The 11442-nt window shown below is 59.8% G+C and carries 12 protein-coding genes; 10 read left to right on the top strand and 2 right to left on the bottom strand.

Annotation, left to right across the window (positions count from 1 at the left end; genetic code table 11):
* The first annotated feature begins 5 nt into the window (after nucleotides 1–5).
* From RLW41_RS12220 to RLW41_RS12210, 3 genes are all read left to right on the top strand, one after another.
* Nucleotides 6–1985: a glycosyltransferase gene (locus tag RLW41_RS12220; protein WP_414461595.1), complete on the top strand. Its 1980-nt coding sequence runs from the start codon at nucleotides 6–8 to the stop codon at nucleotides 1983–1985.
* 192 nt (nucleotides 1986–2177) lie between these two features.
* The gene (infC, locus tag RLW41_RS12215) at nucleotides 2178–2708 is read left to right on the top strand and encodes a translation initiation factor IF-3 (RefSeq protein WP_013946013.1); all 531 of its coding nucleotides are present in this window, start codon (nucleotides 2178–2180) and stop codon (nucleotides 2706–2708) included.
* Nucleotides 2709–2851: 143 nt separating this feature from the next.
* Nucleotides 2852–3226: a cyclic nucleotide-binding domain-containing protein gene (locus RLW41_RS12210; RefSeq protein ID WP_013946012.1), complete on the top strand. Its 375-nt coding sequence runs from the start codon at nucleotides 2852–2854 to the stop codon at nucleotides 3224–3226.
* 489 nt (nucleotides 3227–3715) lie between these two features.
* Here the strand turns inward: RLW41_RS12210 and RLW41_RS12205 are convergent, their stop codons facing one another.
* Nucleotides 3716–3916, bottom strand: coding sequence for a hypothetical protein (locus tag RLW41_RS12205; protein WP_414461594.1), 201 nt, complete (start codon nucleotides 3914–3916; stop codon nucleotides 3716–3718).
* Nucleotides 3917–4147: 231 nt separating this feature from the next.
* On the opposite strand from RLW41_RS12205, the gene RLW41_RS12200 reads away from it, so the two are divergent.
* Entirely contained in the window at nucleotides 4148–4606 is a 459-nt protein-coding gene (locus RLW41_RS12200) for a GtrA family protein (protein ID WP_409561982.1), read from the top strand.
* Here the strand turns inward: RLW41_RS12200 and RLW41_RS12195 are convergent.
* Nucleotides 4584–4931 carry a hypothetical protein gene (locus RLW41_RS12195; RefSeq protein WP_013946008.1) on the bottom strand — a complete coding sequence of 116 codons (348 nt, stop codon included), beginning with the start codon at nucleotides 4929–4931 and terminating at the stop codon, nucleotides 4584–4586. The two genes, RLW41_RS12200 and RLW41_RS12195, sit on opposite strands and share 23 nt — an antisense overlap.
* 415 nt (nucleotides 4932–5346) lie before the next feature.
* On the opposite strand from RLW41_RS12195, the gene rpmI reads away from it, so the two are divergent.
* From rpmI to RLW41_RS12165, 6 genes are all read left to right on the top strand, one after another.
* Entirely contained in the window at nucleotides 5347–5547 is a 201-nt protein-coding gene (rpmI, locus tag RLW41_RS12190) for a 50S ribosomal protein L35 (RefSeq protein WP_013946006.1), read from the top strand.
* 101 nt (nucleotides 5548–5648) lie between these two features.
* The gene (gene rplT / locus RLW41_RS12185) at nucleotides 5649–6026 is read left to right on the top strand and encodes a 50S ribosomal protein L20 (RefSeq protein ID WP_013946005.1); all 378 of its coding nucleotides are present in this window, start codon (nucleotides 5649–5651) and stop codon (nucleotides 6024–6026) included.
* 177 nt (nucleotides 6027–6203) lie between these two features.
* Complete coding sequence (gene pheS / locus RLW41_RS12180; RefSeq protein WP_414461593.1) at nucleotides 6204–7280, top strand: phenylalanine--tRNA ligase subunit alpha; 1077 nt, start codon at nucleotides 6204–6206, stop codon at nucleotides 7278–7280.
* A 15-nt stretch (nucleotides 7281–7295) separates the two neighbouring features.
* The gene (locus RLW41_RS12175) at nucleotides 7296–7529 is read left to right on the top strand and encodes a hypothetical protein (RefSeq protein ID WP_414461592.1); all 234 of its coding nucleotides are present in this window, start codon (nucleotides 7296–7298) and stop codon (nucleotides 7527–7529) included.
* Nucleotides 7530–7536: 7 nt separating this feature from the next.
* Nucleotides 7537–9969 carry a phenylalanine--tRNA ligase subunit beta gene (pheT, locus tag RLW41_RS12170; protein ID WP_414461591.1) on the top strand — a complete coding sequence of 811 codons (2433 nt, stop codon included), beginning with the start codon at nucleotides 7537–7539 and terminating at the stop codon, nucleotides 9967–9969.
* Nucleotides 9970–10001: 32 nt separating this feature from the next.
* On the top strand, nucleotides 10002–11369 hold the full coding sequence (locus tag RLW41_RS12165; protein ID WP_414461590.1) for an NAD(P)/FAD-dependent oxidoreductase: 1368 nt from the start codon (nucleotides 10002–10004) through the stop codon (nucleotides 11367–11369).
* Nucleotides 11370–11442: the final 73 nt, after the last annotated feature.

Below are 11442 nucleotides of genomic sequence, written 5' to 3'. Positions count from 1 at the left end.
CTGAGATGACCAAGCCGTTGACCGTCCTGCAAGTAATACCTCGCATGCGAGCGGGCGGCGCCGAATTAGGATGTTTGCAGATCGCCGCTGCATTGGTCAAAAACGGACATCGGGCGCTGGTCGCTTCAGAAGGTGGTCCGCTTGCCGATCAGGTGGTCGCCACTGGCGCAGAACATATCGTTCTGCCGCTCGCAACGAAGAACCCGATCGTTCTGACGCAGAATGCTTCTAAACTTGCCGGCATCATCCGTCGCGAAAACGTCTCGATCATTCATGCCCGCAGCCGCGCTCCCGCATGGAGCGCGCTCCTTGCCGCACGACGCACCGGCATTCCCTTCGTCACCACTTACCATTCCGAGTATTCCGAGAAGGGTCGCATCAAGAACTTCTACAACAGCGTGATGGCGCGCAGCGACATGGTCATCGCCGTCTCGGATTACATGGCGCACCTCATTCGCACGCGTTATCACACGCCAGAGGATCGCATTGCCGTCATCCACCGCGCGTTCGATTCAGAGGTCTTCGATCCATCGAAGCTTACGCCCGAGAGACTGGCGGCGGTGCGCACGCTGCTCGACGCCGACGGCACAAAACCAGTACTGATGCTTGCTGGTCGCATTACACCGCGCAAGGCGCAGCACCATCTCGTTTCCGCTCTCGGTCTGTTGAAGCAGCGCGGCGCGCCGGATCTCGTTTGCGTGCTCGCAGGCGAAATCGAAAAGCCCGCGTTCAAGGCCGAACTCGAAGCGCAGGCCGAACGCCTCGGCGTTGCGCATCAACTACGCTTTCCTGGCCATGTCCGCGACGTCGCAGCCGCCTACGCGATCAGCGACATCGCCTTGAACATCTCCGAGCAGGAAGGTTTGCCGCGTGTTGCCATCGAAGGCCAGGCAATGGGCGTGCCGCTGATCGTTTCTGATACCGGCCCCGGACGCGAGGTCGCGCTGACCGAGCCCGATGTTCCGGCGAATGAAGCTACCGGACTGCGCGTCCCTTATGCAGATCCCGAAGCCGTCGCCAACGCCGTCGCCAAAATGCTGAGCTGGTCACCCGACGAACGCAAGGCCATGGGCGCACGCGGTTCGGCTCAGGTCAGGCGCCGCTTCACCCTCGACCAGCTCAAGTCGAAGACGCTCGCCGTCTACGAGCGCGTCATCGCGAGACGAACGTCGTCGAAGCAACGCGACAAAGAACCGACCGCAAGCTCGAAGTCGCGCTTGCCTGTTTCCTGCTTCATCATTGCGTTGAACGAGGCAGACCGAATCGGAGCCACCATCGCCTCCGTTCGCGACTGGGTCGACGAGATCGTCGTCATCGATTCCGGCAGCACCGACGGGACCCAGGCGATTGCCGAAGCTGCCGGCGCCAAGGTGATCTTCAATGCTTGGCCCGGCTTCGGCCAGCAAAAGCGCTTCGGCGAAGAGCAGTGCCGCAACGACTGGCTATTGAACCTCGATGCAGACGAAGTCGTAACCCCTGATCTGCGCCGGTCGATCGAAGCCATCTTCGAAAAAGGCCCGCCAGCCCAAAGCGTCTATGGCATGGCCGTCAAAATCGTCTATCCCGGCTGGACCAGACCGCGCCCAATAGCCAATGATCACTACTGCCTCCGGCTCTATGACCGTCGGCGGGTGCGCTTTGCAAACTCGACCTTGTTTGATTCGGTTGAGCCAAAAAACGAAAAGGTCGGCCACCTCCGCGGCACCCTCTATCACCATTCGATCCGGTCGCTGGAAGATCTGGCCCGCAAGTGCGACGAGCGCGCGACTTACAACGCCTTGAATTCAAAACAAAAATCTCCAATCGAACTCAGCATCCGGACGGTGACTGAATTCCCCGCGCACTTTCTGAAATATTACATCGCCCGTGGTCACTTCACCGGCGGCTGGACCGGCCTCGGTTTTGCAGGAATTACGGCCTATTACCGCTGGCAGCGGATCCTGCGAATGCGGGAAAACCGCAAGTCAGCTGGCCTCATATTCTGACGGCTAGCCCCTGTGCCGACCTCTGTCGCGGCCCAACATGATTTCACCACCTGACGGTCATCTCCGCTTGACTTTTAGCGCCGAGTTACGAACTCTGCGCAATCGCGAAACTCTGGCCCTAGGCCGGAGCAATTGCATTTACGACGGTGGATAACGGAAACAGCAAGAGGAGCTTTTACCATCCGTAGACCTATGCGCCCCGAGCCTCAGAGCCGGGAAAACTCAGGGCCCCGCATCAACGACCAAATCCGGGCCCGAGAAGTCCGTCTCATTGATGAGAACGGCCAGAACGTCGGCGTAATTTCAAAATTCGATGCCCTTGCCCGCGCCGAGGACGCCGGACTGGATCTCGTTGAGATCTCGCCCGACGCTGAGCCTCCCGTTTGCAAAATTCTCGATTTCGGCAAGTTCAAATTCCAGGAACAGAAGAAAGCCGCCGAAGCCCGCAAGAACCAGAAGATTGTCGAGCTGAAAGAGATCAAGATGCGTCCGGGCATCGACGATCATGACTACGACGTCAAAATGCGCGCAATCAAACGGTTCTTCGAAGACGGCGACAAGGTCAAGATCACGCTGCGCTTCCGCGGTCGCGAGATGGCGCACTCGCAACTTGGCATGGCGGTCTTGCAGCGCGTGAAAGCCGATACCGAAGCAATCTCGAAGGTCGAAAGCGAGCCGCGTTTCGAAGGCCGCCAGATGGTGATGGTCCTGGCTCCCAAGTAACCGAGCCCCAAGTGATCGGAAGGCGGCGGGGTCTCTCTTTTACCCCGCCCTTCGCGTCTCGGTCGGCCGGCCTACGACTTGCAGACGCACACGGACGGCTCTAGCTTGATCGGACATCTCGCGCCAGACGCCGGAGGCGCCGCATGATTGACGAGCAGCCGTTCGACTTTTCTCTTCTTGACCGCATCGGCGCACCATTCCGCCGCTTCGATGCGGGCGAAAAAATCTTTCTCGAAGAAGATGCCGGCAATGCCATGTACATGGTGCGCTCAGGCCGCGTCGACGTCATTACCTACGGGATCGTCCTCGAAAACGTCCGCGCCGGCGGTATTTTCGGCGAGATGGCCTTGATCGACGACGGACCGCGAAGTGCTGCCGCAATGGCCGCCGAGCCGACGGAGGTCGTCGCCATCGACAAGCCGACATTCCTTGCCGTCATTCGCGACGATCCGCAATTCGCCCTGAGGGTAATGGGCTTGCTCGCCACCCGTCTGCGACGGACGAATAAACAAATCTGAGAAAAATTCCCTGAAATGAAATCGCCGACGACCAAGTCCGGTCGCCGGCGTTTTTGTTTGAACGGCGAATACTCAGCAGCCGTGGCGCCACATGCAGCGGCGGAACCGCGGACCGCCCCAACCCCAGCGATCTGCGCAGATATGGCGCCACCGCCAGCAGTACCGGCGCCACGCAACAGGCGCCGCAAGCGATTGATTGGCTTCAATTCCTTTAAGAGGTGCGGGCGCGAACGTCGCCGCCTGCGGTGCGGAAGCCGCAGCAGTAACACCGATCGCAACAACGGACGCTGCCAAGAATGGTGCGAGACGCATGTTCAACTCCGTTTTTGTTTCTAATCGTGCCATAAGCGCTTACGTTTGTGCGCGTGCAGAATGTCCAATTTATTGGCTGAATGGTGACTGAACATCAGAAATACGGCGGATTATTCGAAAACTTCGAAATGCATCGTTGCTCGGCGGCTAGCGTCGCAATGACAAATTGGATCAATCTCAATCGAGATCGACAATTCCTAATGCGGCTAGCGAAATGAAGGTCGCAATCATGACGATGCCGACGACGACGACAAGCGCCGGATAGAACGCCGCGAACACAATACCCGCGCGCCAACCGGTGGTTGACCGCAAGCTGATGACGGCCGTCGGAAGTGCTGCAACAAGAAGAATGGCAACAACGAACGGATCGAGTTTCATGGCCGAACTCGCAACGGGGGGACACAAAAGCTTCCCCAGAATGCCATATCCCGACGTCTTCACCACTCAAGCAGGGGGAAATAGGCGCAATTGGAGGAAAACTGAACTTGCCGCTGAATGCCACCACACACGACTGAAACACCCGTCTCCGCTTGACCCGAGGCAAGCGGTCGGCTTGAAGCCGCGCTGCAAAATATCCATCCTCCGCCGACACCGACGAAAGCCTCGATCATGAACCCTAAGGTCCGCGAAGCGCTTCTCTATACGGGCGTAAATCTAAGCGCGACCATTATTGATTATATCATTTTCTTGACGCTGACCCACGCCTTCGGCTGGCCCATTTTGCAGAGCGTTATATCGTATTCCATCGCCACGATCGTGAATTACGGACTGACACGAACCTTCGTTTTCCGGCATGGCCTGTCGCCGAAGTCGGAGCATCGCCGCTTTCTCGAATTCCTTGCAACGAACGCCGTCGGGCTTCTCATCACGGCCGTCGTCATCTGGTTGACGGTTCACGAATGGGGCCTGAAGCCCTTCTTGGGCAAAACCATCTCCGTGCTAATCTGCTTCGTGACGCTCTATTACGTGCGCACGCAGATCGTATTCGGAAAGGATCCCGACGGGCAGAGCGCAAGCTCACCGGAAGAAGGCACCGGCCGCGGCTTTAGAAATTCACGTGCTGGATGACATAGCTTCCCGCTGCCGCGATGATGCCAGCCAGCAGCACGAACGGCAGCACCGATACCAGCACCAGCAAAAGCTCGACGAACGCTTTGAAAATCTGCTCGGCCGCCCGCCAGAGCTGGAAGAAGCCGCGGTAGAGCACATAGATGATCGCGATTACGACGATCGCCAGTACGACGATCTTCCAGATCGGTAGCGCCTGCCAGTTAGACTGAAAGATCGCGAACATCTGGCCGAACGACCACTGCCAGACCAGATCTACGAACTTGAAGATCGCCGTGATGCCCTGCTGGAGCAAATTGACGATCTGATCAACGATTTGCCTCACGCCCCGTCTCCCCTCGCGATTTCCCGCCCCACCAACGCATTAACCATGTACTTGGTTCGGTGGTATCCATACGGATTTTCGCGATAGGGCTATGAAAACCGTCAGCCGGGATGCTTTTTTTCCGGCGCGCGTCGAAAAAGTTGCACTTTTCCCAACTCTTCCCTATAAACCGCCTCCAGAGCCGCCCGGCGAGGCATGCCGTGGCGGTTCTTATGCTTTTGAAAAACCAGCGGAAACCGCAAAAAGCATCCCTTCGCAGGAGAGTGCGGACATCTATCTGTCTGCACTTCGGACCGCAAGGTCCGTGGGCGCGACCGCGCCCCGCCGCTAGCGGCGCCCCGCGGAGGGCCAGGATACGAAGCGCGTCAGCGCAAGTGTCCGGCGCGGACCGTCACCGATAATTAGGATAAGCAAAATGCCTAAGTTGAAGACCAAGAGCGGCGCGAAAAAGCGCTTCAAGATGACGGGCACGGGCAAGGTCGTTGCGGCCCAGGCCGGTAAGCGTCACGGCATGATCAAGCGCACGGCGAAGTTCATTCAGAAGGCGCGCGGTACGGGCGTTCTGAACGATTCTGACGCCAAGATCGTCAAGAAGTACATGCCCTACAGCCGCTGAATTCTCCGGCGCTTGCAGCCGGCTCCGCGAAGCGGAGTCGCAAGCGTCGAGTAGAGAATCTCAGCCCACCCAATAAATCTTGAAGTTCTAGGAGCTATCCCATGGCCCGCGTCAAACGTGGCGTTACCGCCCACGCCAAGCACAAGAAAGTCATCAAGGCCGCGAAGGGCTTTTACGGCCGTCGCAAGAACACCATCCGCGTCGCCAAGCAGGCGGTTGAGAAGTCGCAGCAGTACGCCTATCGCGACCGCAAGCGCCGCAAGCGCAACTTCCGCGCCCTCTGGATCCAGCGCATCAACGCTGCCGTCCGCGAGCATGGCCTGACCTACGGCCGCTTTATCAATGGCCTTTCGAACCTCGGCATCGAAGTCGACCGCAAGGTTCTGTCCGACATCGCCATCAACGATCCGGCGGGCTTCAAGGCACTCGTCGACAAGGCGGCCGCTGCTGCCTCGTCGCCCGTCGCCAAGGCCGCCTAATTTCGGTTCGCCGAACCTCCATTATTGTCGCCCTCGGGCTTGTCCCGAGGGCCCATTCTGCTGCAAATCACCACGCGCGCCCGCGTGCTCCTTTTTCTACCGCGACATCAGCGGGGCCTGCGCATGGATCCTCGGGACGAGCCCGAGGATGACAATCTGCGAGGGCACGTCCCGCCTATGACCGACACACAAACGGATCTGACGAAACTCGAAAGCGAGCTTCTCGTCGAAATCTCTGGCGCAGCCGACCTCGCAACGCTCGATGCCGTCCGCGTCTCGAGCCTCGGCAAGAAAGGCCGCGTCTCCGAGCTGATGAGCAAGCTCGGATCGCTTCCTCCGGACGAGCGTAAAAGCTTCGGTCAGACGGTCAACGCCCTGAAGACGAAAGTTGCAGAGGCGCTCGATGCCCGCAAATCCGATCTCGAAACCGCTGCCCTCGACGAGCGCCTGAAGACCGAACGCGCCGACGTTACACTGCCGGTCCGCCTCGGCCCCGTTGCCTCCGGCCGCATCCATCCCGTTTCGCAAGTACTCGATGAAGTCGTCGAAATCTTCGCCGACATGGGCTTCTCGGTCGCCGAAGGCCCGGACGTCGAAACCGACGAGATGAATTTCGACAAGCTCAACATCCCGGCCGAGCACCCTGCGCGCCAGGATCACGACACGTTCTATTTCTCACCGAAGGCAGACGGTTCGCGCCTGCTGCTGCGCACGCACACGAGCCCGGTGCAGATCCGCACGATGGTCTCGCAGAAGCCGCCGATCCGCATCATCGCGCCGGGCCGCGTCTATCGTATGGACAGCGACCAGACCCACACGCCGATGTTCCATCAAGTCGAAGGCCTCGTCATCGACGAGACGACCCACATGGGCCATCTGAAGTGGGTGCTGCAGGAATTCTGCAAAGCCTTCTTCGAGGTCGACGAAGTAAAGATGCGTTTCCGCGCCTCGCACTTCCCCTTCACGGAGCCGTCGATGGAAGTCGACATCGGCGCAGAGGCCATCGGCAAGCCGGGCCAATGGCTGGAAATTCTCGGTTGCGGCATGGTTCATCCGAACGTGCTGCGCAACTGCGGTCTCGATCCGGAAAAGTATCAGGGCTTCGCATTCGGCGTCGGCCTCGACCGGCTGACGATGCTGAAGTACGGCATCCCGGACTTGCGGTCGTTCTTCTCCGGCGATCTCAAGTGGCTCAGCCACTACGGCTTCTCGATGCTCGACGTCCCGACCCTCGGCGGCGGGCTGTCTTCCTGAAACCGGAGGCGCACTATGGCGTGGGTCAAAGAAATTGAATGCAAATCCGGCGATGGAAAATTGCAGCCAACCCAGGTCGTCGCACAGGTCAAAATATTCACGCCCAACGGTGCTCTTCCGGTCGTCCAAATTGATACCTACGGATCCGAAGAACGTAAGATCCCCGGAAAGCAAAGTCAGACACTTCAACTGGGAAAAGAAGCCGCCTTCAAACTCTACAAAATTCTGAAAGAGACTTACGGCTTCTGAGGAACGTATGAAATTCACGCTCTCCTGGCTCAAAGATCATCTCGACACGGACAAGTCCGTCGATGAGCTGGCAACTGTACTGTCTGCCATCGGCCTCGAGGTCGAAGGCGTCGAAGATCCGGGCAAGACGCTTGGAGCCTTCAAGGTCGCGCGCATCCTCGAAGCCAAAAAACATCCCAACGCCGACAAGCTGCAGATCGTGCAAGTCGAGATCGCCAAGGGTCAGCCGCTGATGGAAGTCGTCTGCGGCGCCCCGAATGCGCGCGCGGGCATGGTCGCGGTCTTTGCACCGCTCGGCACTTACATTCCCGGCTCAAAGATCACGCTCGAAAAGAAGCCGGTTCGCGGCGTCGTCTCGAACGGCATGATGTGCTCGGCCGCCGAGCTTGAGTTGTCCGAAGAAAGCGACGGCATTCTCGATCTCCCCGCCGAGTGGGCAGATAAGGTCGGCCAAGCCTATATCGACGTCGCCGGTCTCAACGATCCGATCATCGAAGTGAAGCTGACGCCGAACCGCCCCGATTGCACCGGTGTGCGCGGCATCGCCCGCGATCTCGCTGCGGCCGGCATGGGCACGCTGAAGCCCGAGCCGAAACTTGCGCCGCTTAACGAAGCTTTCGACTGCAAAATCCCGATCAAGCTCGAGTTCACACCCGAGACGGCGAACGCCTGCCCGGTGTTTGCCGCGCGAACGATCCGCAATGTCACGAACGACGCATCTCCCGACTGGATGCAGAACCGGTTGAAGGCCGCAGGCCTGCGCCCCATCAACGCTCTCGTCGACGTTACGAATTACATCTCACTCGATCGCGGCCGCCCGCTGCACGTCTACGACGCGCACAAGATCAAGGGCGCGCTGCACGCTCGTCTCGGCAAGAACGGCGAAAAGTTCCTCGCGCTCGACGGAAAGGAATACACGGTCGATGACACGATGTGCGTCATCGCCGACGACACCGGACCGCTGGGCCTCGGTGGCGTGATGGGCGGCGAAAGCACCGGCTGTACGCCGGAGACCAAAGCCGTCCTGATCGAAAGCGCGTACTTCGATCCCCTGCGCACCGCCGCCACCGGCCGCAAGACCGGACTGGTGACAGACGCACGCTATCGCTTCGAGCGCGGCGTCGATCCGGCATCAGAACGCCCCGGTCTCGATCTCGCGACCGACATGATCCTGAAGTTCTGCGGCGGCGAAGCCTCGAAAGCGAAAGTAGCCGGCAAGGAACCCATCGAGGAGCGGGTCATTGCGTTCGACTACGCAAGCGTCGAGAAACTGTCCGGCGTGACGCTTTCCGAAGCCGAAATTACGAAAATCCTGAAAGCACTCGGCTTCACCATCACCGGCAAGCCTAACGCAGCGAAGGTGACCGTTCCGACGTGGCGGCCGGACGTCCACGGCCCCGCTGACCTCGTCGAAGAAGTCGTGCGCATCGCCGGGCTCGACCGCATCCCGGCAACGCCGCTTCCGCGCGCGGACGGCATCGCCCGCGCCGTTCTGACGGATAAGCAAAAGCGCGCCCGCCGCGCCCGCCGTCTTCTTGCGGCCCGCGGCTTCGTCGAAGCCGTGACTTGGAGCTTCATTCCGAAGGGCGAAGCTACGCATTTCGGCGGCGGCGCTGCCGAACTCGACCTCGCCAATCCGATTTCCGTTGAAATGTCCTCGATGCGTCCAGGGCTTTTGCCGGGGCTTCTCGCGTCCGTCACGCGCAATCGCAATCGTGGCGTCGCGGATGTTGCGTTGTTCGAGCTCGGTCAGGCCTATCGCGGTGAGAAGCCCGAAGACCAATACCTGAGTGCCGCTGGCGTCCGCGCCGGAACGGCGCATCTCTCCGGCTCAGGACGCAACTGGGACGGCAACGCCGCACCCGTCGGCGTATTCGACGTCAAAGCCGACGTCTTCGCCGCACTTGCAGCACTTGGAGTCGACCCGACCAAGGCCCAAATAACTCGTGATGCACCGCACTGGTATCACCCCGGCCGTTCCGGCGCACTCAAGCTCGGTCCCAAAACCGTTCTGGCATATTTCGGCGAGGTCCACCCGGCGACGCTGAAAGCCCTCGATGTCGAAGCGCCGGTCTCTGCATTCGAGATCTTTCTCGACGCTCTGCCGCCCGAGAAGAAGAAGTCGCGCGCCAAACCGCCGCTTACGACTTCCGACCTCTTGCCGGTCACGCGTGACCTCGCCTTCATCGTGCCCAAGGATGTACCGGCAGGCGACGTCATAAAGGCGGCCGCGAATTCCGATAAAGCCTTGATCAGGGCGGTGAATGTGTTCGACGTATTCGAAGGCGGCAGTCTCGCTGCCGAGGGCAAGAAGTCGGTTGCGATAGAGGTAACGATCCAACCTGCGACGGAAACCCTCACGGATCAGGCTATTGAAACGATCACGAAAAAAATAGTTACCGATGTTAAAAAGGCGACTGGCGGAGACTTACGCTCCTAAAGCCGCCGTCATGACATGCGCATGAGGCCAAGATGAATTCGCTCCCCCCCGCGACCACCGCTCAAGCCGAAAGCGTGACCGACGAAAAACACCCCTACCGCATCGTCATCGTTGGAGGCGGCGCCGGCGGTCTTGAACTCGCAACGCAGCTTGGAAACAAGCTCGGAAAATCCGGTAAAGCGGAAGTCACCCTGGTCGACCGTGCTCGCACCCACATCTGGAAGCCGCTTCTCCACGAAATCGCGGCCGGCAGCATGGACACAGGCCGCCATGAGTTGCCTTATCAAGCGCAAGGTCACTGGCACGGTTTTCGTTACCGCTACGGCGAGATGATCGGTCTCGACCGCGCGGGCAAGCGCGTGCACCTAGGCGCGACGTACGACGAGGATGGTCGCGAGATCACGCCGGATCGCTGGTTCCCCTACGACACTCTAGTGATCGCTGTGGGCAGCATCTCGAACGACTTCCGTACGCCGGGCGTCAAAGAAAATGCGATCATGCTCGACACGCCTGAGCAGGCCGAGCGTTTCAACCGCCGCATCCTGAATGCGTGCGTGCGCGCCTATGCGCAGCCTGGCCCCATCAGAGACGGCCAATTGCACGTTGCCATCATCGGCGCAGGCGCGACCGGCACGGAACTGTCGGCGGAGTTGCATCACGCCGCGCGCGGCCTCGTGGAATTCGGTCTCGACAAAATCGATCCCGAGAAAGACTTCAAGATCACGTTGATCGAAGCCGCGCCACGCATTCTGCCCGCGCTGCCTGAGCGTCTCTCCAAAGCGACAACGAACATCTTGCACAGCATCGGCGTCGAAGTTCGCACCGGCAGCGCCGTGACGAACGTCAGCAAGGAAGGCGTGACGCTGGCGAATGGCGATTTCATCCCATCCGAGCTGGTAGTTTGGGCCGCGGGCGTCAAAGGCCCCGAAGTTCTATCGAACCTCGACGGCCTCGAAGTCAGCCGCATGAACACGCTCGTCGTGAAGCCGACGTTGCAGACGACCGTTGACGACAACATTTTCGTCATCGGCGACGCAGCCTATCTGGTGCCCGAAGGCGAGACGGCGCCTATTCCGCCGCGCGCTCAGGCGGCACACCAGGAATCGAGCCACCTCGTCACGCAGATTCAGCGCCGCATGAAAGGTGAGACGAAGCTCGCACCCTTCAAGTATCGCGATTTCGGTTCGCTTGTGTCGCTCGGCAAGTATTCGACCGTCGGCAACCTGATGGGCTTCATCGACGGCAAGTCGCTGCGCATCGAAGGCTGGTTCGCGAAGATCATGTACCGGTCGCTATACAAAATGCACGAGATCGCCTTGCACGGATACGTGAAGGTCTTCCTCGACACCCTGTCACGACTCCTGACGCGTCGCACGGAACCGCAGGTCAAGCTGCACTGATTGTTGGCGCCGCCGACACGCGTTTCGCGAGGCGGTCGGCGGCGCTACCGGCATAATCCACGGTTGTCAGCTT

This window comes from Hyphomicrobium sp. DY-1 (assembly GCF_047497105.1).
GTDB lineage: Bacteria > Pseudomonadota > Alphaproteobacteria > Rhizobiales > Hyphomicrobiaceae > Hyphomicrobium_B.
Note: the sequence above shows the minus strand (reverse complement) of the source record. Positions and strands in the feature narration are given on the sequence as shown.